The sequence below is a fragment of the Cellulophaga sp. HaHaR_3_176 genome (assembly GCF_019021925.1).
Lineage (GTDB): Bacteria > Bacteroidota > Bacteroidia > Flavobacteriales > Flavobacteriaceae > Cellulophaga.
In genome coordinates this window covers 3,287,585-3,310,429 of sequence record NZ_CP058990.1, presented here as the reverse complement: position 1 = coordinate 3,310,429, position 22,845 = coordinate 3,287,585, and the positions used below count along the sequence as shown (strand labels likewise).

Annotated in this window: 18 protein-coding genes; 5 read left to right on the top strand and 13 right to left on the bottom strand. The window is 30.9% G+C overall.

Annotation, left to right across the window (positions count from 1 at the left end; all coding sequences use genetic code 11):
* Positions 1–7: 7 nt before the first annotated feature.
* Together H0I23_RS14520 and pgk are read right to left on the bottom strand one after the other, a co-directional pair.
* Positions 8–1,633 carry a lytic transglycosylase domain-containing protein gene (locus tag H0I23_RS14520; RefSeq protein ID WP_216784008.1) on the bottom strand — a complete coding sequence of 542 codons (1,626 nt, stop codon included), beginning with the start codon at positions 1,631–1,633 and terminating at the stop codon, positions 8–10.
* A gap of 119 nt (positions 1,634–1,752) precedes the next feature.
* Positions 1,753–2,940 carry a phosphoglycerate kinase gene (gene pgk / locus H0I23_RS14515; protein ID WP_216784007.1) on the bottom strand — a complete coding sequence of 396 codons (1,188 nt, stop codon included), beginning with the start codon at positions 2,938–2,940 and terminating at the stop codon, positions 1,753–1,755.
* A gap of 214 nt (positions 2,941–3,154) precedes the next feature.
* Between pgk and H0I23_RS14510 the strand changes: the two genes are divergently transcribed.
* A complete protein-coding gene (locus H0I23_RS14510; protein WP_216784006.1) occupies positions 3,155–4,315 on the top strand; it encodes an ATP-binding protein in 1,161 nt (386 codons plus the stop codon).
* 24 nt (positions 4,316–4,339) lie between these two features.
* Positions 4,340–4,738 carry a DoxX family protein gene (locus tag H0I23_RS14505; RefSeq protein WP_216784005.1) on the top strand — a complete coding sequence of 133 codons (399 nt, stop codon included), beginning with the start codon at positions 4,340–4,342 and terminating at the stop codon, positions 4,736–4,738.
* A 53-nt stretch (positions 4,739–4,791) separates the two neighbouring features.
* Here the strand turns inward: H0I23_RS14505 and H0I23_RS14500 are convergent, their stop codons facing one another.
* From H0I23_RS14500 to yiaA, 5 genes are all read right to left on the bottom strand, one after another.
* On the bottom strand, positions 4,792–5,298 hold the full coding sequence (locus H0I23_RS14500; protein ID WP_216784004.1) for an OmpH family outer membrane protein: 507 nt from the start codon (positions 5,296–5,298) through the stop codon (positions 4,792–4,794).
* Between the two features lie 209 nt (positions 5,299–5,507).
* Positions 5,508–6,383 (bottom strand): pirin family protein, encoded by an 876-nt coding sequence (locus H0I23_RS14495; RefSeq protein ID WP_216784003.1) that lies wholly within the window; start codon positions 6,381–6,383, stop codon positions 5,508–5,510.
* A gap of 68 nt (positions 6,384–6,451) precedes the next feature.
* Entirely contained in the window at positions 6,452–7,042 is a 591-nt protein-coding gene (locus H0I23_RS14490) for a Crp/Fnr family transcriptional regulator (protein WP_216784002.1), read from the bottom strand.
* Between the two features lie 9 nt (positions 7,043–7,051).
* On the bottom strand, positions 7,052–7,738 hold the full coding sequence (locus tag H0I23_RS14485) for a hypothetical protein (protein WP_216784001.1): 687 nt from the start codon (positions 7,736–7,738) through the stop codon (positions 7,052–7,054).
* Between the two features lie 258 nt (positions 7,739–7,996).
* The gene (gene yiaA / locus H0I23_RS14480; protein ID WP_216784000.1) at positions 7,997–8,461 is read right to left on the bottom strand and encodes an inner membrane protein YiaA; all 465 of its coding nucleotides are present in this window, start codon (positions 8,459–8,461) and stop codon (positions 7,997–7,999) included.
* A 181-nt stretch (positions 8,462–8,642) separates the two neighbouring features.
* Here yiaA and H0I23_RS14475 point away from each other — a divergent pair, with 181 nt between their 5' ends.
* Positions 8,643–10,130 (top strand): hypothetical protein, encoded by a 1,488-nt coding sequence (locus H0I23_RS14475; RefSeq protein ID WP_216783999.1) that lies wholly within the window; start codon positions 8,643–8,645, stop codon positions 10,128–10,130.
* Between the two features lie 209 nt (positions 10,131–10,339).
* Here the strand turns inward: H0I23_RS14475 and H0I23_RS14470 are convergent, their stop codons facing one another.
* The 5 genes from H0I23_RS14470 to H0I23_RS14450 form a co-directional block, all read right to left on the bottom strand.
* Positions 10,340–11,167 carry a class I SAM-dependent methyltransferase gene (locus H0I23_RS14470; protein WP_216783998.1) on the bottom strand — a complete coding sequence of 276 codons (828 nt, stop codon included), beginning with the start codon at positions 11,165–11,167 and terminating at the stop codon, positions 10,340–10,342.
* A gap of 634 nt (positions 11,168–11,801) precedes the next feature.
* On the bottom strand, positions 11,802–12,041 hold the full coding sequence (locus H0I23_RS14465) for a hypothetical protein (RefSeq protein WP_216783997.1): 240 nt from the start codon (positions 12,039–12,041) through the stop codon (positions 11,802–11,804).
* Between the two features lie 235 nt (positions 12,042–12,276).
* On the bottom strand, positions 12,277–14,145 hold the full coding sequence (gene mnmG / locus H0I23_RS14460) for a tRNA uridine-5-carboxymethylaminomethyl(34) synthesis enzyme MnmG (RefSeq protein ID WP_216783996.1): 1,869 nt from the start codon (positions 14,143–14,145) through the stop codon (positions 12,277–12,279).
* Between the two features lie 8 nt (positions 14,146–14,153).
* Positions 14,154–14,573 (bottom strand): rRNA maturation RNase YbeY, encoded by a 420-nt coding sequence (gene ybeY / locus H0I23_RS14455; RefSeq protein ID WP_216783995.1) that lies wholly within the window; start codon positions 14,571–14,573, stop codon positions 14,154–14,156.
* A complete protein-coding gene (locus H0I23_RS14450) occupies positions 14,566–17,826 on the bottom strand; it encodes a hypothetical protein (protein ID WP_254073615.1) in 3,261 nt (1,086 codons plus the stop codon). The genes ybeY and H0I23_RS14450 overlap by 8 nt, the downstream gene beginning before the upstream one ends.
* A gap of 412 nt (positions 17,827–18,238) precedes the next feature.
* Between H0I23_RS14450 and gltX the strand changes: the two genes are divergently transcribed.
* Entirely contained in the window at positions 18,239–19,741 is a 1,503-nt protein-coding gene (gene gltX / locus H0I23_RS14445) for a glutamate--tRNA ligase (protein WP_216783993.1), read from the top strand.
* A gap of 90 nt (positions 19,742–19,831) precedes the next feature.
* The gene (locus tag H0I23_RS14440; RefSeq protein ID WP_216783992.1) at positions 19,832–20,761 is read left to right on the top strand and encodes an SPFH domain-containing protein; all 930 of its coding nucleotides are present in this window, start codon (positions 19,832–19,834) and stop codon (positions 20,759–20,761) included.
* Positions 20,762–21,021: 260 nt separating this feature from the next.
* Here the strand turns inward: H0I23_RS14440 and H0I23_RS14435 are convergent, their stop codons facing one another.
* Positions 21,022–22,704 (bottom strand): glutamine--tRNA ligase/YqeY domain fusion protein, encoded by a 1,683-nt coding sequence (locus tag H0I23_RS14435; protein WP_216783991.1) that lies wholly within the window; start codon positions 22,702–22,704, stop codon positions 21,022–21,024.
* Positions 22,705–22,845 lie beyond the last annotated feature (141 nt).

Sequence of the window (22,845 nt, the reverse complement as noted above, 5' to 3'; positions counted from 1 at the left end):
ATATTAATTATGGTTGACAATCGCACAAAACTAACTTTGCGCCTAGTTTTAAGTTCTTACCACTAATACCGTTCCATTTTCGTAAATTTTCAATAGAAATTCCAGGATATTTTTTTGAAATAGTCCAAAGAGAGTCTCCTTCCTTAACCGTATGCACTTTTGATGAGCTCGCAATTGCTTTATTTGCATTACTTTTAGTAACTGAATTTGTTTTGCTGCTGCTCGTATTTACTGGGTTTTTAGAATAAATTGTTAATCGTTGCCCAATTTTTAAGTTATTACTTCTTAGTCCATTCCATCTTTTTAAATCACTAACCCGAACTCTATGTTGTTCTGCAATTTTTCCTAAAAAATCGCCACTCTTTACTCTGTATCTAATTTGGTCTTGTGCTTTTACAAATTTTGGTAGTACTTTTTCTTCTACTTTAATTTCTTTTTCTACGTAAGCATAAATAGCATCTTCATTAGTTACGAACTTACCTACTGCTTTTAGTGGTAAACGTAATGCGTATTTTTTTTCTTCAACAAAAGGAATAATATTTAACTTAAAAGAAGGGTTTAAAACTTCTAACTCTTCAACAGTTACATCTACCAGTTCTGATACCTGCTTAAAGGTTATCATTTGCTTCACTTCAATAGTATCCGTTTCAAAATATGGTCTTTCAGCATTTTTAGGTTTTAATCCATGCTCATCAGCATATTCGAATAAATACATTGTTGCTAAAAAAGCAGGAACATACCCTGCCGTTTCTCTTGGCAAATGTGTTCTAATGTTCCAATAGTTTCTATAACCACCCGAACGTCTTATTGCTTTATTTACATTTCCTGGACCAGAATTATAAGCTGCTAATGCCAAATCCCAATCTCCAAAAATTTGATATAATTTAGAAAGATACTGGCATGCTGCTTTTGTCGATGCTATTGGGTCGCTACGTTCATCTACATAACTACTCACATCTAAATCGTACATTTTACCTGTTGGGTACATAAATTGCCAAAGACCAGTAGCCCCTACTCTAGATTTTGCTCTCGGGTTTAATGCCGATTCAACAATTGCTAAATACTTTAATTCTAGTGGAATATCGTAGTTTGATAACTCTTGCTCGAATAAAGGAAAGTAAAACTGACTTAAAGTTAGCATACGTTCCATCAAGCCCCTTTTTCTCTTTAAAAAAGATTGAATTACGCTTTCTAAAGATGGATTGTACTCTATATTAAATGGTGATTTTTGATTCAGTTTTTCTAATCGAATCTTTAGCGTTTCTGTATCTACAGTAGCTAAAAAACTATCATCAATTTCTAAATTTGAAACCTCATCATACATTTCATCAAAAAGAGATGCGCTGTCATGCATTTCTTTTAACCACAAGCTATCATATTTTGCAGCTAAAGGATGATCAAGAAGGTTAAATTTCTCTTCTGTTTTTACGATAAAATCAGGTTTATCAAAAGTACCTGCGGGAAGCACAGTAATTATAGTATCCTTTTTTAGAGTAATTTGAGAAGTTGTTTTTTGAATAGTATCTATATTCTGGCCTGCAGCTATAGCAGTAGAATCTGCCTGCGCAGTAATAGAATTATGAGAAATAAAAGCACAAAAAATGCTTAAATATGTAATAGATTTTTTTATCATAACAAGACCTTTAATAAAAAGCAGTCGACGAAAATCGTATATTTTTCACTAAAAATAAAATTTTCGAGCTTTTAAATGACCTTTCACTAAAGGCCTGTTAACCGATAACGTATCTATTTTTATAGTATTGCAGCAATACCAGGTAAAGTTTTACCTTCTAAACTTTCTAACATTGCACCACCACCTGTAGACACATAACTTACCTTTTCTTCAAATCCAAATTGTTTTACTGCAGCAACAGAATCACCACCACCAACAAGTGAAAATGCACCTTTTGAGGTTGCTTCATCAATAAAATTACCGATAGCAATTGTTCCTTGAGCAAAACTTGGCATTTCAAAAACACCGATTGGTCCGTTCCAAAGAATGGTTTTAGATTTTAAGATAACTTCTTTAAAGTTTTCTAATGTTTTAGGGCCAGCATCCAAACCTTGCCATCCGTCTGGTATTTCCGTTACTGGAACTACTTTTGTAGTCGCATCATTACTAAAATCATCAGCAGCTAAAACATCAACAGGTATATGTACTTCTACACCTTTTGCTTTTGCTTGTTTTAAAATTTCTAATGCTAATTCTTGTTTGTCATCTTCACAAATAGAATCTCCAATTTTACCACCTTGTGCTTTGATAAAAGTATATGTCATACCACCGCCAATTATTAAGTGATCTACTTTATCAAGTATATTTTCGATAATTGTAATTTTTGAAGATACTTTAGATCCCCCTAAAATTGCAGTTACTGGTTTTTCTCCAGTTTGCATTACTTTATCAATAGCTTCAATTTCTTTCGCTAATAAAAATCCGAAACATTTAGCATCTGGCATAAACTCAGCAACTACTGTTGTTGAAGCATGTGCTCTGTGTGCGGTACCAAAAGCATCGTTAACATATATATCACCTAATTTAGCAAGTTGCTCAGCAAATGCTTTATCTCCTTTTTCTTCTTCTGCATGAAAACGTAAATTTTCTAACAATAGAACCTCACCACTTTTTAAATTGGCAGCTGCATTTTCAGCTACTTCACCAACACAATCTTCTACAAACCTTACATTTACTCCAATTATTTCAGAAACTTTATCACAAATATGCTTTAAAGACATATCAGCATTTACAGCTCCTTTAGGTCTACCTAAATGGCTCATTAAAATTGCACTACCACCATCTTCTAAAATTTTTATAATTGTTGGTTTTGCAGCCTCAATTCTACTAGCATCAGCAACGTTTAAATCACCATCAAGTGGCACGTTAAAATCTACTCTGATTAAAGCTTTCTTGTCTTTAAAATTAAAATTATCTACAGTTTTCATTTTATTTTGCTATTTGAATAGTAACAAATGTAAAGATTTCTTACAACCAAGTACAATTGATGCTTATTAATTATGTGTGATTTAACAAAATCACTATTAAAAAAGAATTCTTTTATGAATTCTACAATAAATCTTTAAACAAGGTACTAGTTTTTATATGTACATGGTATATGCAATTAGAATAGAATAATCTCAAATTCATTATATTTGGGGTATGTTATTTGATTCTATTTTAGGTTTATCTCATATAAAAAACCACTTGGCATTAAGCGCCGATGCAGGCAGAATTCCACATGCTCAATTATTTATTGGTCCAGAAGGTTGTGGAACTTTACCTATGGCCATTGCGTATGCACAATACATACTTTGCAATACCGGCGAAAACAAAACAGAGCAAGGTTTACAGGCTTGTAATCTAAAATGTAACTCACTTACCCACCCTGATATGCATTTTGCATTTCCGGTTTCTAATTCTGATAAGATAAAATCTCATGCGGTTAGTGATAATTATATTGAAGATTTTAGAATTTTTGTAAAAGAACAACCTTACGGTAATCTGTTTGATTGGTTTAGAGCTATACATATAGAGAAAAAGCAGGGTCAAATAGGCGTTGATGAAGCTCAAGAGATTGTAAAAAAATTATCATTAAAATCATACGAAGGCGGATACAAAATTTGTATTGTTTGGATGGCAGATAAAATGAATAACTCTGCAGCGAATAAATTATTAAAACTAATAGAAGAGCCTCCAGCAAAAACGGTATTTATATTAATTGCTGAAGATGAAGAACAATTAATACAAACCATACGATCTAGATGTCAAGTATTACATTTTCCGCCATTAGCAGAAGATGCTATTGCAAATGGGCTAATTACTGAAGGCTTACCAAAAGAACAAGCTTTGAGGCTCGCTAACGAAGCCAATGGAAATTACAACAAGGCATTAGACTTAATGAATAACGACTCTGAAGATTTGATTTTTGAGAAATGGTTTGTACAGTGGGTTCGGAGTGCCTTTAAAGCAAAAGGGAATAAAGCTGCCATACATGATTTAATATCTTGGGGAACAGAAGTTGCTAAAACAGGTAGAGAAACACAAAAAAAATTCTTACAGTACTGTATCGCTATCATGAGACAATCTATGTTAATTAATTTTAATGTAAAAGAGTTAGCCTTTATGCGCATTCACGTAGATGGTTTTGACATAAATAAATTTGCTCCTTTTATTCATGAAAACAATATTATAGAAATTACTGATGAGCTAGAGCGCGCTATTTACCATATAGAGCGTAATGGAAACTCTAAAATAATATTAACAGACCTGTCTATTAAACTAACGAGACTTTTACACAAAAAAGCAGTTAGCACTACTTAGAATTTAACTTTAAAATATCCACATATGAGTCAATTATTAAACTACGCAACGGAGATTTTATTATTAGTTTTTTTAATTATTACTTTTTTACAAAGTGGTATAGATAAGATAATAGATTGGACAGGCAATATTAGCTGGCTAAAAGAACATTTTTCAAAAACAGCATTTAAAAATAATGTGCCCTTATTGGTTGGTATTATTTTGATTACTGAAATGGCCGCCGCATTATTTTGTATCGGAGGCGTTTATCAAATAATAGCTTATGGCACTATAGAATTTGCCTTTTACGGAGCTCTTATATCTTGTATTGCTTTACTTATGTTGTTATTTGGACAACGAGTAGCTAAAGATTACGAAGGAGCAAAAACTATTGCTATATATTTTGTGCCAGCAATATTCCTAGTTTTTTTGCTACAAGGATAAAACAAAAATGCCTCAACATATGTTGAGGCATTTTTAATATTATACCAATTGTATTATTTTTTATAACTATCGTTAAGTGCTTTTAAAACAGGTGTTGTAATATCTTGTGCTTCATCACCATAAAGTACGCTACCACCATCGCCACCACCTAAAATGTAAGTGTAACCATTAGCTTTACCGTAAGCCTTAATCTCTTTTTTAACTTTGCTGATCAAACTATCCATTTCTGTTTGGTTCTCCATTTGCAATTGTTGCTCTTCTTGCTGTAATTGCTGACCAATAATCTGTCCTTGTTGTTGTAATTGAGCATACTCTTCTTGAGCTTTGCTTTGAGCCATTTTTTGAGCTTTTGCCTGAAAAGCTTGAGCTTTCATTTGAAAAGATTGAGAAATACTATCTCTCTTTTTTGTCAACTTATCTACCTTAAGTTTAACTGCATCTTCAAGATCAACTTTTTCTTGATACTCTTCCATCAGCTTTTGATTATCAACAAATCCTATTTTACTCTCTTGACACGCAAAAACACTAATTAGTGCTAAAGCCATTACTATTTTTTTCATCTTTTGTTTTTAAAATGTTGGGCAAAAATAGAAAAGGTTTTGGATTAATTGCAAAAACTTACCACGAAAGACCTTTTAAGCATATAAAATCGCAAAATTTTAACGCTTTGCTTATAAAAGTATGTTACTTAAAAACTCATCTTATTAACTTACATCATTTGAAAAACAAGTAAGAACATTTAATATTTTAAAAAATACCAATCATTTTTTTATTCTAAATATCCAAACTTTCCGCTATTAAAATCGTTAAAAGCATCCATCAACTCTTGTTTCGTGTTCATTACAAAAGGGCCATGTGCAGCAATAGGCTCATTTAAAGGCTCGCCACTTAAAACTAAAACAATAGCATCTTCTGTAGCTTCAATTTCAAAATGCTCACCAGCATTCTCAAATAACGCTAAATGATCTGTAGGTACATTATCTGAACCGTTTACTATTACACTACCCTCTATTACCAAAAGTGTTGTATTAAATGCCGCAGGAAAGCTAAAATCAGTTTTCGCACCACCTTTTAATTTAGCATTAAGCATGTGTATTGGAGAAAACGTGTTTGCTACTCCTTTTATAGTTTTATAATCGCCAGCAATTACCTCAATCTCACCCAAATTATCTTCTAAAAAATACCTTTGTATTGTTTTGTTTTGAATTGCCTGATATTTTGGTGCCGACATTTTATCTTTAGCTGGTAAGTTTACCCACAATTGTACCATCTGAAAAATTCCGCCTGTTTTGCTGAAATTTTCTTCGTGGTATTCTTTATGTAATACACCAGATGCGGCAGTCATCCATTGAATATCACCTTCACCGATAATTCCGCCACCACCACTACTATCGTGATGCGCAACTTTGCCTTTATAGGCTATAGTAACAGTTTCAAACCCTCTATGCGGATGCACACCTACTCCTTTTGGCTCTTCGCTTGGCGGAAAATTATATTTTGAATTGTAATCGAGCATTATAAATGGGTCCATTCGTTTCATATCCAATCTAAAACCGGTTGGTATAAAATTATGAACTCTAAATCCGTCGCCCACAAAATGTGGTTCTTTTGGCGCTACAACTAGTTCTACTTTTTTTGTCATCATAACTCTGAATTTTAAAGAAACAAATTTAGGTATCGTTTAAAAGCTATGCATTGATGTATGGTAAGAAGTTATTTTTTGTGTTTTGTAGCCAACTCTTTTCGAACCCGACTTAAACTTTCTGGTGTTATGCCTAAATAAGAAGCAATTAATGTTTGCGGAACTCGTAAAAGAATATCGGGATATATTTTTATAAAATCTAAATATCGCTCTTCGGCAGTAGCGCTAAGCAATAGTTGTATTCTGTTTTGCAAGTTTCGAATATGGTTATGTAATAACTTGTTGTTAAATGCTGCAAACGAATTGTTTTGAGCTGCAATTTTTTCTACAAAATCTTTCTCTAGAACTAAAACTTCAGCATCTTCAAGAGCATCAATATAATATTTTGAAGGCTGATTGAAATACACACTTTCACGATCGGTAATAAACCAATTTTCGGGTGCAAATTGTAACACATTTTCTTTTCCTTTTTTATCGATGGAAAAATAACGCAACAAGCCTTTTTCTACAAAAAAAGTGTGCTTACAAATATCGCCTTGTTTTAAAAGCTGCTCGCCCTTTTTTACTTTTCTAGTTTTTAAAGTACTCAAATACTCCCGAACAGCACTCTTTTCTATCGGAATGTTAGATTCTAAAAAACGAATTAAGGTATTTTCGGGCATGGTTGTTTTTTAAGAATTGATTACACCTAAATTATATTTAGGTTCTATTGTTGGCAAAACAAGTTTTAGTTTTTCATAATAAGGTTTCCAGTCTGCATAATTTGACTTTTCAAAAACTTCATTTATCATGGCGAGTTTAAAATCATAATTGGGGTCATTACATAATTTAGAGATAATTAAACCCCTAAATTCAGCATCTAATGTTCCAGCTAAAATACCTCCGTTATTTCTGTCTTGCCAGTCGATATTTTTAGCTTCAAGTTCATCCATTCTTTTTAGAATATTGGGGATATACATATATTTATCTAAAAAGGCTTGGCCATCTCCATTTATATAGCTCTTTATTTGTTCAATGCCTTTTTCTATTTCTTCAGGAGTGTTGGCATTAAAGCCAAATGGTCCTTTACTAGTCCAATCATATACGGTTGGTAAATGATGACGTTTTTTCTCTTTAAAAATATCCTGAAAATAATTTAAGTCTAAAATATAATCTTCAACTTCATAATGAGTTATACCAAAACTGGAAAAAGTTATATTACCTATTTTAAAAAAACTAAAACCGATTTTAATAGCAATTTTATCCTCAAAATAAATAAAGCAAGGATCTCCACCTGTTTTGAATAATTTATATCCTTTCTGTTTTAAAACAGCAGTTAAACCTTCAAACAATATGTTGCGTTTTTCTACAGAAGTCATAATACTAGTTTTTAGATTTTACTTTTAATTTGTACAATTTTTGTTCTCATTTTACTTTTACCTGCTATTACCAGCGTAAACACCACAATCGTGCCCATAATACTACTATTTTATTAACTCCATTCCTTAAAAATAGTCAAATTCAACTTTAAAGTAATCAACTCTTAAAAACAAAAAAAGACAACTACATACTTGCAGTTGCCTTTTCTAATCATCAAAAAAAGGAAGCGCCTAAATTGACACTTCCTTCTTTTGAAATTATTCCTCGTCTTTACTTTCAATGTACTTTTTATCACGCGTGTTTTTTTGTACTGCAATAGCCGCAAACAAACTTAAGGTGAACGACATACCATAAAACCCTTTTTCACTCAGCCCTAAATCGGCATTCCACAAACCTATTATTAATAACGCTATTGATGCTAATGCTGCAAACCAGCTAATACCGTAATACATATCAGTTACTGGTGTACCCTCTAATCGATCACGCACATTTTTTTGTACCGATACTGCAGAGAATAACCCGAACAATAGAATAGTAAAATAGTACCCTTTTTCATTCAATAGCATTTCTGCATTTACCAAACCTGTAGTAAAAGCAAGCATACCCGCAATAAGTGCCACCCACGATGCTCCTATAAAAGCAGGTGTTGGCTTTTGATCATACTCTTTATTCATTTTTGTTTTCACCTTTTTTTCTGTGTCACTACTAAAATTGTAATTCATAATAATTGATTTTTGATGATTAATTATTGGGTTGAATTATATTGTTTCAACAAGGCAAAGATGAGGTGCTCTATAAATTTTTAAAATTCTACTTTTTTATAAAACTTACGATATAAACTAGTATTAAATTTATTTAACTACCGAATTTACTATATTTAGCAACATATTAACTTACGATATAATGAATGTAATTTCGGCATTGATTGCTACATTAACTGCAGAAGACAGAAAAACTTTTGTAGTTCAATTGAACCAAAAGAATAAAAGACACGACACTAAAAATGTGATGCTCTTTAAAATATTGGCCGCAAACCCAAATGCTGAAAATATTGATGTATTGCTTTATGGAAAAAAAGCAAAAGGTGCTTATCATGCTGTAAGCAAGCGATTATTTGATGGCTTAATTGATTTTGTGGCCACAAAAAGCTTTGAAGGTGAGCAATCTGAAGAAATGGAAATTTTAAAATTATTGCTCGCCAGTAGAATACTTTTTGAACAAAAAGCATACAAAGTTGCGCTTAAGGTAATTAAAAAGGCAGAAGTAAAAGCAGTTCAATACGAGTTGTATGGCATTTTAAATGAAATTTACTACACACGCATACAATACGCTCATTTAGATAAAAAAGTAGGCTTAGAGGACTTAATTGGCCAGTTTAAAGCTAATAAAAACTTGTTTCAGCAAGAAGAAAATTTGAATCTCTTTTATGCTAGTATTCAAAATGAATTGCTCAAGCAAAACAAAAACGCAACCCAGACGATAGCAGCAACCTTATCTAAGTTTAATATTTCGATAGAAAACGGATTGAGTTACCGGTCGCTATTTAAAATTGTGGAGATTAATAATAAAGCGGCAAATATTACCCACAATTTTTATTCGCTACTCCCTTTTATAGAAAAGGTGAATAAAGAAATTGAACTCAAGCAAAAAATCTCTGAAAAGCATTTATTCTACCACATTCAAATTTTATACTTTATAGCTAACTCTTATTTTAGAAATAAAGATTTTGATCAGACTAAAAACTATTTGTTACGTATGGAAGCAGAAATGCAAAAACAAAACAATAGTTATTACCAACGTTTTATACCGCAGTATACTTTATTACGAGTTTTAAATTTAAACTACTCTGGTAACGCTAGAAAAGGACTAGAGATTATAGAAAACTTTGAATTTGAAAAGTACAAACAGCAAATAACGTATATAATGGATTTGAAACTAACCGCAGTAGTTCTCTTATTTCAGCAAAATAAATGCAAAGAAGCATTACAGGTTTTTAGAGAATCGCGACATAGCGATACTTGGTATGCCGATAAAGGTGGTGAAATTTGGGTAGTAAAAAAGAACTTGACTGAAATAATGCTGTATATGGAAATGGAGGATTTGGATTTGGTAGAATCTAGAATTAGGAGTTTTCGAAAAAAACATACAAAATACTTAAAGGCAAATAATGAAATTAGAGTTTTGGAATTTGTGAGTTTGGCTAGCCATTATTTTTATAATAAAGAAATTATAGATGATGTTGTATTTATGGCAAAAGTTAAAAAAACCTTGTCTAGCTTAAATCGTGAAAAAGAGGATTTATTTGTGCTTAGTTTCTATGCTTGGTTAAAAGCAAAAATTATGAAAGCAGATTTATATACAACTACTTTAGAGGTTATTTTAAAAAAATAGATGAAGTCGCCAGAATATTTTTTTAAAAACTTTAGCTGCAAAAAATAGATATAAAAGAACTATAACAAATATCTATATTAAACACGAAAAACATTGATAACACCTATTAAGAATAAAGCTTTAAAACCACATTAAATTCATGGTTCTAAAACAAGTCAACAACTTACACGACCACATCAACAAAAACCCCTTAAAACGCCTTAAAACGATTATTTAGCCTTTTCTAGAACATAAATTAGAGAAGAATACTCATTTGTACGCCAAGCTTTAATGTTGGAGCGTAAACCAATAAAAAAAGCGGCAATAAAATTTTGCCTTCCTGTTTTATATTTTTCAGATAATAACGAAACGTAAAACGCATCAAAAACCATTGGATAGGTTTTTAGCAATTGTATATCTTCTTTCTGAAATAATTTTGAAATAGATGTTTTAGAAAAATGCCAAAGATGTCTTGGAACATCAAAAGCTGCCCAAAAATTTTTATAGTGCAGCGCATCAAAAGATTTAAAATTCGGAACAGCAATAATTAACGTTCCGTCTTCTTCCAATAAATTTGACAACTTTTTTATTTGTTCTGTTAAATTAGGTACATGTTCTAGAACATGCCATAAAGTAATAACATCAAATTTTTCATTAGAAAAATCTTCTAATACAGTTTTTAAATGCAAACCTTTTTCAGAAGCTTTACCATTTGCTTTTAAATTTGGCTCTACTCCATTTACAATCCATCCATTTTCTTTTGCTACTAATAAAAAATCTCCAGTACCTGCTCCAACGTCTAAAAGCTTTTTTCCGGAAGTATGGTTTTGAACAATTTTAAGTTTATTCTTAAGATTGATTTTTTTTACACTTTGATAAATTTTATCTACAAATGAAGTATTAGAATCAGTATGAGAAATATAAGCTGAACTATCGTAATACGGATTTAAATTTTCAGGTTGCGGTTGCGTAACCAACATATCTAAATTTTCATCTAAATGCAGCTCAAAAATTTCTTGACTAACGGAGTGATCTTTAGTTTTTAAATAAAACTTCATTGTAATTGTGTGTAGCTAAATATTCTCTTTTAAGATGACGAAGATACTCTAAAACCTGTTTATGAGAAAGTGAATTTTCGGCAAGCAAATGTTTTCTAAAATAACTATTCATCATCAAGATAAAAAAGGTATTTCGCTTTCGATATTTTATGTTTCTATATTAAATATTTTAAAAAAATTATTTTTCATTTGTTTTTGAAAATTCTACTTCTCAAAAACAAATGAAAAATAAGTTCTTAAATCCTAACTTATGTAATCTAAAATTTTACTTCAAAAAAAAAGATTTACTCCGTTTTCAAAATTTAAATATTGAAAATACAAAAGTGATTATCTACATTTTCTTTTTAAGATAAAAATCCATCAATTGTTTAATTCTTCAAATAATTAAAACTTCGTTTTTATTCAAACTTTTTTTATTTATCAATTTCAGGATTATCAAAATATTGGAATAAAATGGAAATTAAAAATCGACTTACTGATACCAGTATAGAAAAATAATATTCTTTGATTCGTAGGTTTGTTTTTTACAAACTAGTCAAATAATTAATTCACATATTTAAAAATCAATAAAATCTATGACCACAAAAAACAATACTTTCACAACATAATTTTGCAATTGTTCCACGTGGAACATTTATAAGGCTTTAGCTTTATAAGGCACATTTAGAAACTCAGAAAGCTCTCTCGCCTTCGCATCAACGTCAACATAAGAAGTGCTTTTAAAGATGGAAAAATGCTTATTATCTTTAAAGAGTTTAATAACAAAAAACACATTACTTCTTTCTTTCCCTAAAGCAGCGACAGAGCTCCAATCGGCATTTTGAGAAAAGGATGCAGAGAAAACAGTAATGTAATCAGGAAAAAATATAGTCATAGATTGTTTAAAAAACAACACTCCAAACAATCGGATACATCTATAATTCTTAAAATTTTCACTCACTTCAAAAGAGACTGAATATCCTAGCAAAACAAAAGAGAGAATAAAAAGAACTATTAATTGACTAAACGGAGCATTATACTTTAAAAGGAAAAATATGAATATTAGAAACAGAAAAGCCCCTAAAATTTTTACAGTTAGGGGCTTTGTTTGCTTAAAACTTAAAGTCATATTATCTACCTAAAAAAACTAAAAGCACACTTACATCACTCGGAGAAACTCCGCTAATTCTTGAAGCTTGTGAAATAGTAACTGGCTGTATTTTTGTCAATTTCTGACGCGCTTCAGTAGATAAAGATTTCAATTTAGTATAATCAAAACCCGGAGGGATTTTTACATTTTCTAATCGATGTAATTTATCTGCATTGTTTTTTTCTTTAGCTATATAACCAGAATATTTAACCTGTACTTCGGCTTGTTCTAACACCTCTCTATTAAGATCATTTTCTTTAACAAAGCTAGAAACAGAATCTAAAGTTAACATGTGATCCATGGTAACATTTGGTCTAGAAAATGCTTTAAACATTTTAAAAGATTGATCAACAACTGATGAATTTACACTCTCAAAAATTGGATTAATTTGATCAGGAAGTACACTTGTATCTTTGAAAAATTGAACAAATTTTTCAGACTTTTCTAATTTATCTTCCATTCGGATTAATCGATCTTGACGTGCTAATCCAATTTCATAACCTCTAGGTGTTAATCTCAAATCGGCGTTATCTTGTCTTAATAAAGTTCTATATTCAGCTCTAGATGTAAACATACGGTACGGCTCTTCTGTACCTTTTGTAATTAAATCATCAATCAAAACACCAATATAAGCTTCATCTCTTTTCAAGATGAAATCTTCTTTTTCATTGATTTTTTGATGCGCATTTATACCCGCCATCAAACCTTGGGAAGCTGCTTCTTCATAACCTGTAGTTCCGTTTATTTGGCCAGCAAAATATAAATTAGACACTAATTTAGTCTCCAAAGTATGCTTTAATTGTGTTGGCGGAAAGTAATCATATTCGATAGCATAGCCCGGTCTGAAGAATTTTACGTTTTCGAAACCAACTACAGAACGCAATGCTTTGAACTGAACATCTTCTGGCAAAGAGGTTGAAAATCCATTTACATATACCTCACAAGTTCTCCATCCTTCAGGCTCTACAAACAATTGATGACTATTTTTATCTGCAAATCGATTGATTTTATCTTCAATAGAAGGACAATATCTAGGTCCTAAACTTTTAATTCTTCCATTGAACATAGGAGAACGATCAAAACCTTCACGCAACAAATCATGAACTAATTCGCTCGTATGTGTCATATGACAATCTCTCTGATGCTCTAAAACTTTTGTTGGCGAGTAACTGAACTTCTCAGGAATAGCGTCTCCGGGTTGTAAAATCATCTTAGAATAATCTAATGACCTACCATCAACTCTTGGTGGTGTACCTGTTTTCATTCTGCCAGAATCAAAACCTAAGGCTAGTAATTGTTCAGTTATTCCGGTTGCGGCTCTTTCACCAGCTCTACCTCCACCAAAGTTTTTATCACCAATATGTATTAAACCATTTAAGAAAGTACCATTAGTAAGTACTACAGATTTTGATTTAATCTTAATTCCTAATGAAGTTGTAACACCAACTGCTTTGTTATTTTCAACTAAAAGTCCTGATACCATCTCTTGATAAAAATCAACATTTGGTGTTGCTTCTAAAGCTAATCTCCACTCTTCAGCAAAAACCATTCTATCATTCTGAGTTCTCGGACTCCACATTGCAGGTCCTTTAGACTTATTCAACATCTTAAATTGAATAGCAGATTTATCAGAAATAATTCCACTATACCCACCAAGGGCGTCAATCTCACGAACAATTTGCCCTTTAGCAATTCCACCCATTGCAGGATTACAAGACATCTGTGCAATGTTCTGAAGGTTCATTGTTACCAACAAAACCTTTGAACCCATATTTGCAGCTGAAGCTGCAGCCTCACAACCAGCATGACCTGCTCCAACAACAATAACATCGTACTCTTTATCAAACATACTTTTATCTAATGTTCCACGTGGAACAATTTAATTTTCTCCTCTTCTTTACTTCTCATTAAAGACGCATCTTCATCAGATTTATCTTTATACCCAATTAAATGTAAAACTCCATGAGACATTACACGGTGTAATTCTTCATTAAAATCTACATTATATTCAGCTGCATTTTCTTTAACTCTATCAATAGAAATAAATATATCACCTGAAATTTCATTTCCTTCACAGTAATCGAAAGTGATTATATCTGTAAAAGTATCATGGTTTAAATACTCTTGGTTTATATTTAATAGATAATCATCCGAACAAAAAACATAAGATAAGTTACCTAATATTTTATCTTCTGAAACTATTACCCTACTTAACCAATCTGAATAGTAGGTTTCTTTATTTAAACTAAAATCTAACTCGTAATTAAAATCAATCATTTTGCTTAAAATAATCTTTAATTTTATTTTGAAAATTTTGCTGCAAAGGTAGTGCTTGTCTATTTAAAATTTCATTTTCGTTATTGTAATTCTCTAAACTTGGAGGTTTACTTAAAATTGGATTTGTAAAAGAATTATTATTCGATTTACTTTCCCTTTCTTTCTTTTCTCCTTTTTTTAAAGCAGCACCCTCTAACTTCAATAATTCATACTGAATAATAGTAGCTTTATCAATTGTATTTCTCGTAATACCGCTTTCTAAAATTGTGTTCTGAAAATCTGACATTTGATGAATAAGCTTTTTTGCTAATTGGCGATCATCATTATTAATCATATTATTCAATTGCTCTTCTAGTCCTTTTTTTATGATTTCTTGTTGTTTATATATCTCATAAATTTCTTTTAATTCATCTTCAGAAATCCCTGTATTTCCATTTCCTGAACCATTACCTGACTTGCTATTACCAGTTTTACCTTTACCCTGGACATCTCCTTTAGCGTTTCCTTCTCCTTTTCCATCAGTACCAGAAGAACCCTCACCATCTTTACCCCCTGATTTATTACCCGGTTTAGTGCCATTATTTGATGGTTGACCATCCTGACCATTAGATCCTTCTTTACCAGATTTACCTGATTCACCCTTTTTACCTTTATCACCTGCTTTACCTTCAGAACCTTTCTCACCCATTTTTTTACCTATCTCACCTTGAGATTTGATAATATCTGGTAATTGAAAATCCTGACCCTGACCCTCTCCTTTTCCTTGTTGCATGCTTTCTTGCATATTATCAAGAATATCTGCTAATAAATCAGATAATATATTACCAGATGTAAGCGTGTACTTTTGATACGAAACACCTTGATACAAATTAGCATCTGATATAGAGGCAATAGATTTTTCAGTATTATAAAAAACCTCAGTTACTTGTTTATTAATTTTTTCAGAAATTTCAGGTACACGAAGTGATAATGCAAACAAACTATCATCAATATGATTGAACAACTCTTTTAACTCTTGTTGTTCTAAAATAACTTTAGACTGATTAGAAAAAGAATTTTCATCTTCATTTAATGTTTCTATTAATGCTTCTTGCTTAAATGTAAATAGTATTAAATTATCTAGTATTTGGCGAAGCACTTCAGCATCTTCAGTAACTGATGAACCAGAACTTGAAGAAGATGATTGTTGTAGCTTTTGAGCCATTTCTTTCATTTTATCTGAAGCGGCCTTTTGTTTTTTACTAGCTTTTGTCTGTTTGTCATTACTTTCAGAGTTTAAATCAGAGTTAATATCTTCATGATCTTGTTTTACATTCTCTGAATCTGATTCATTAATATCAAGTTTTAAAGGTTTTTTTAAAGCTGAATTATCATTTTTTAATTCATTTAACTCATCAGATATCTTATTAAATTCTTCTTTAATACCCTCCTGCTCTTTTTTAATGTCTTTAATATTTTCTTTAGATTTAGAGAGTTCATCTTGCTTTTCAGCTAACTTTTCTAAATCTTTAGCTAATTGAGAAGCCTTTTCAGTAACATAATAACGCTTTGTAAGTTCTAAAATTTGTTCAAGATTGCGTTTACTATTTTTCTGATTTTTAGCAATTTCTTCTAGCTTTTTGCTCAACTCATCTTTATTGATTTTATCAGCTACTTTTTTTAAATCTTCAAGTAATTTTTGGTTCTTTTTAGCCTCTAATTCTTGTCTTTCTAAACGTTCTTGTAACAGTTTATTTAACTCATCATCTTTATTATTTTTATCTAAGTTTTCTTTTAATTGTTTAGAAAATTTTTCCATTTGCTTTTCTTGCAATTCTTGTTTCTCTAAAAAATTATTTACTTTCTTTTTATCGTTAAAATTAAGTTCTGACTTTTCTTTCTGTTGATTGTTTATTTCATTTAAAGACTTTGCCTGTTCTTCTAACTTATTTAATGATTTATCTAAATTTGATAGTATGGATTGTTGATTTTCGAGATCTTTATTTATAAGCGCGTCAACATCTAATAAATTAGAACTAAACACTTGACTTTTAGATGTTTTGAATCTATTAACAACATCATTATCAGTAACTTGAAAGTAATAATTATAATTTATATTAGGTACTAATTGTAAACCTGATGGAAATGTATAATAAAAATTAGCAACGGTTGTGTTAGGTTGTAAAAGCTCAATTTTTGATGTTTTATTCGGGTTATCAGACTCATAATAAACCAATTGTACTTTTTTTAATCCATAATCATCAGCAATAGCACCAGAGTAGTATACTATATTAGGGTTTAAAGAGTCTATGGTTTGAGAAACCCTAATTGAAGGATATGCATCTTTAATAACCTTAAAGCTATACGCTAAGTTTTCAAAATTATTAATATCAGTATTTGATGTAGATATCGTATAGTCAAAATTATTATAAATGGTTTTAGATAACTTAAATTCTGATTTATCTTTAGCAAAACGTATAACAGTATCGTTTGCTGTTAACGAAATATCATTTGTAAATTCAGTATTTAGTAACCAACTAACCTGAGTACCTTCTGGTATTGTTGTTGAACCATTTACTTTTATGGTTTCTGTTCGTTTCTTTAAATGATTTGGATACTTTAAAACTAAATTAAAATCTAATATAGAAGGTGTTTCAATAACTTTTACACTATACTGTTTAGACTGAACATCGTTTGAAATAAATTTAAAATATAACGGTTGGTTTATAGCTGAAATTGTATAGTAAAAAACACCATCTTCCTCATTCATTAAAAAATTTTCACCATCAATAGTTATATAAACAAGTTCAGGTCTAAACTCCCCTTCTACTACCGCTTTCAATTCTAAATTTTGGCCTTTCTGAACTGTTAAATCATTAACTAATAATTGAAAAGAAAATGGTGCTGGTTTTTCAAAAGCTAAATCATAATTTACAACACGATCATAACTACCAAAAAATGAAGAAAAATTACCTGAAAACCACAATAAGCAAATAATAATAATCGGAATAGCTAAATATGTAAGTTTTCTAATTCCTTCTTTATAGTCTATAGCTTTAGAAAAATCAAAAGAACTTAAGTTTTTAGATTTTTGTTCAATACTAGCTAGTAATAAATCAGACTGTTCCTGATTTTCTTTGAGGTCTAATAAATTAACAAGCTTATCCTCTACTTCAGGAAAATGGTTTCCAATTATTTTAGAAGCTTGTTTTATATTTAAACCGTCTTTTAATTTAAAAAGATAAATTAAAGGGAATACTATAAATTTTATCAAAAGAAAAACTTCAATAGAAATCAAAAGAAAAAACAATAGTAACCTCCCTGTTGATCCTAACCACAAAAAATACTCAACACCTAAAAGAAAAAGAAACAAAAACGCACCAAAACTTATAAATAAAACAATACCCTTAAATAAAACTGAAGAGTAATATTTACGAATAAAGTGGTTAAGTTTCTGTTGAATAAGATTGTAGCTGTTCAAAATTTAAACATTTTTAAGTCTAAGGTACTGTAAAAAAGACCTTTAAGAAGTTACAAAAATATAATTTACTATACTGTTAGACTAAAAAAGGGCGAAAACTTTACAATTACCAATAGTATGTAAATTAAAATTACAAAAGAACATGTAAACTAACACTAGAAAATAGCACTAAGCTTTTATTATCTTTGCAGCAAAATATAATATTATGAGCAAAAAAGTACGTGTTAGGTTCGCACCAAGTCCTACAGGGCCATTACATATTGGTGGTGTTAGAACCGCATTATTCAATTATCTATTTGCTAAAAAACATGGCGGTGACTTTATACTTCGTATAGAAGATACTGATCAGAATAGATATGTTGAAGGTGCTGAGCAATATATTATAGATGCTTTAAACTGGTGTAATATTCCGTTTGATGAAGGCCCAGGTAAAGAAGGAAAATTTGGACCTTATAGACAAAGTGAAAGAAAAAATTTATATAAAGAATATGCTGATCTTTTATTAGAAAAAGGAAAAGCATATTATGCATTTGATACCTCTGAAAAATTAGATACGCATAGAAAAGAACATGAAGAACAAGGTAAAACCTTCATTTATAACTGGCACAATAGGTTAAAACTAGACAACTCTTTGTCTATGATGCCTGAAGATGTTAAAAAAAGATTAGATAATGGAGATGACTATGTAATTCGTTTTTTAACTGCACCAGATGAAAAAATAGAATTGAATGATATTATTAGAGGAACAATGACAATTGACTCTAACGTATTAGATGATAAGGTTTTATATAAGAGCGATGGTATGCCAACGTATCACTTAGCAAATATTGTTGATGATCATTTAATGGAGATTACACACGTAATTCGTGGTGAAGAATGGTTACCATCATTAGCATTACACCATTTATTATACCAAGCGTTTGAATGGGAATCTCCTGAGTTTGCCCATTTACCATTAATTATGAAACCTGTTGGTAAAGGTAAATTAAGTAAACGTGATGGTGAAAAACTTGGTTTCCCTGTATTCCCATTAACTTGGAACGAATCTATCGGGTATAAAGAAACTGGGTATTTCAGTGAAGCTGTTGTTAATTTCTTAGCCTTGTTAGGTTGGAACCCTGGTACAGAACAAGAAATATTTAGCTTAGAAGATTTAAAGCAAACTTTTAGTTTAGAGCGTGTTAACAAATCTGGAGCTCGTTTTGATCCTGATAAAACCAAATGGTACAATCAACATTACTTACAAGAAACCGCTAATTCAGATTTAGTAAACCCATTTAAAAATGTTTTAGAGCAAAATGGTGTTACAAATGAAAATGATGAGCATCTTGAAAAGATTATAGGTTTGATTAAAGAAAGAGCCGTGTTTGTAACTGATTTTTGGGATTTAAGTGATTATTTCTTCAAGACACCAGAAACGTACAATGAAAAAGCCTCTAAAAAGCAATGGAAAGATGATACAGCTGGTATAATGAACCAATTGGTATCAGTACTTGAAACAATAACTGATTTTTCTTCTGAAGCAACTGAAAGCATTGTGAAAGAATGGATTGGGGCTCAAGAATTATCTTTCGGTAAAGTTATGCCCCCCTTACGTTTAGTTGTTGTTGGTGATATGAAAGGGCCACATATTTTTGATATTTTAGAAGCAATAGGAAAAGAGGAATCTATTAAAAGAATTACAAAAGCAATTTCTGTTTTAAAATAAATATGTGTTTTTTTTGTAACAAAAGTGAGAAAAGTAAGACCAATTTGTAAAACACTTTGTACTTTCATTAAATAACTAAACATAAAACATATGGGCTATTTATTCATACCAATAATTTTTATTGGTCTTGTCATTCTTTTTTCATCATTTTTTACGGTTAAGCAACAAACTGCAGCAATTATTGAACGTTTTGGAAAATTCCATAGCGTAAGAACATCTGGTTTACAAATGAAGCTTCCGATTGTTGATAGAATTGTATCAAGAGTTGGGTTAAAAATTCAGCAATTAGATGTAATTATAGAAACAAAAACATTAGATGATGTTTTCGTTAAACTAAAAGTATCAGTACAATATGTGGTAATAAAAACTAAAGTTTATGAGGCTTTTTATCAGTTAGAATATCCACATGATCAGATTACATCTTATGTATTTGATGTTGTAAGAGCTGAAGTTCCAAAAATGAAATTGGATGATGTATTTGTTAAGAAAGATGATATTGCAATTGCAGTAAAATCAGAATTACAACAAGCAATGCTTGATTATGGATATGATATTATTAAAACCTTAGTTACTGATATTGACCCTGATGCGCAAGTAAAAGAAGCAATGAACAGAATTAATGCATCTGAACGTGAAAAAATTGCAGCACAATTTGAAGGTGATGCCGCTAGAATATTAATTGTTGAAAAAGCAAAAGCTGAAGCAGAAAGTAAACGTTTACAAGGTATGGGTATTGCTGACCAACGTAGAGAAATTGCAAGAGGTTTAGAAGAATCTGTTGAAGTTTTGAATAAAGTTGGTATTAATTCTCAAGAAGCTTCTGCCCTAATTGTAGTAACTCAACATTATGATACGTTACAATCTATAGGAGAAGAAACTAATAGTAATTTGATTTTATTACCGAACTCTCCGCAAACAGGTAGCGACATGTTAAATAACATGGTTGCATCATTTACGGCAAGTAATATGATTGGCGAAAGTATGAAAAAGCAAAAGCCAAAAAATATTGATAAAAAATAAATATCGATTTAAAAACCAATTAAGGATTATAAATTAAATCGATAGTTTTTAAATTACAAATACTAAAACCTTATACTGGTTTTATAAAAAAGACCGATTAGAATAAATATTAATTTTAAAGCGGTTTAAAACACAAAAACCACCAAGACGAAAAATCGTATTGGTGGTTTTTTTTTATTCATTAAAATAACTCCTATAGAGTTGTTTTTAATAGCTAATACCAATCGTTATTTTAATTACAATAAGTATTATTTATTCATTTATTTTTCTTGAATTTTTGCCCAAGTATCTCTCAATCCAACAGTTTTATTAAAAATCAGTTTTTCTTCTGTCGAGTCTTTATCAATATTAAAATAGCCTAACCTCTGGAACTGAAAAATGTCTTCAGATTTAGCTGATTTTAAACTTGGCTCAACATAACCAGTAATTATAGTTAAAGAATCTGGATTTACAAATTCCATAAAATCTTTATCCTTATGTTGATCTGGAGTTTCATCTGTAAACAAACGATCGTATAAGCGAACTTCAGAAGCTACTGCGTGTTGTATTGAAACCCAATGCAAAGTACCTTTTACTTTACGTAAACTTTCCTCAGTACCACTTCCACTCTTGCTTTTTGGATCATAAGTACATTGAATTTCTGTAATATTCCCATCGGTATCTTTTGTACAGCTCTCAGCCTTAATAATATAACCGTTTTTAAGTCGAACCTCTCCGCCTAATTTTAATCTAAAGAATTTTTTATTAGCTTCTTCTTTAAAATCTTCTTGCTCTATGTATAACTCTCTTGAAAAAGGAACCAATCGGTTTCCTGCAGCTTCATCACCTGGGTTATTCTCAGCCTCTAACCACTCTTCTTTTCCTTCTTCGTAGTTCGTAATTACTAATTTAACAGGGTTCAAAACGGCCATTACACGAGGTGCAATTTTATTTAAATCTTCTCTAATTGAAAATTCTAATAAAGATACATCTACTACATTTTCACGTTTTGCTATACCAATAGTATTAGCAAAATTCCTAAGTGATGCTGGCGTGTATCCTTTTCTTCTTAAACCTGAAATTGTAGGCATTCTAGGGTCATCCCAACCTGTAACAATACCTTCTTCAACTAGTTTTAATAATTTTCTTTTACTAACTACTGTGTGGCTAAAATTTCTACGAGCAAATTCGCGCTGTTTTGGTCTAACCTTATTTTCATCAACAACTTGGTCTAAAAACCAGTCATAAAGCTCTCTATGCATTGCAAATTCAAGTGTACAAAAAGAGTGAGATACTTGTTCTAAATAATCACTTTCTCCATGTGTCCAATCGTACATTGGGTAAATACACCAATCGGTATTTGTTCTGTGATGTGCTTTATGCAATATGCGATAAATAATAGGGTCACGCATTAACATATTACTAGAAGTCATGTCAATTTTTGCTCTTAAAACATGCTCACCTTCAGTAAATTTACCAGCTTTCATGTCCGAAAAAAGCGCTAAATTTTCATCTACACTCCTATCTCTAAACGGGCTGTTAGAACCAACTTCAGTAGGTGTTCCCTTTTGCTCAGCAATAAGATCTGCTGATTGGCTATCGACATAAGCTTTACCCTCTTTTATCAATTGGACTGCCCAATCGTATAATTGTTGAAAATAATCAGATGCATATACTTCTTGATCCCACTTGAAGCCTAACCAAGCAACATCTTTTTTAATAGCATCAACATACTCTTGCTCTTCTTTAGCAGGGTTCGTGTCATCAAACCTAAGGTTTACAGGCGCATCATAACTCAAACCTAAACCAAAGTTAAGGCAGATAGAGCTTGCATGACCAATATGTAAATACCCATTGGGTTCTGGAGGAAAACGAAATCTTAATTTATCTTTTGATAAACCAGCTGCTAAATCATCTTCGATAATATGCTCTATAAAATTTAGAGACTTTGAAACATCACTCATCACATACTATTTGAACCACAAATGTAGCAAAATTGCATCGATAGCCCTACAGAAAAAGCATCTCACCTTATATAATATGCGTTTCACAACAATTTTGATATACACTACAACAATTAATGTATAAAGGGGCAATTATATTAG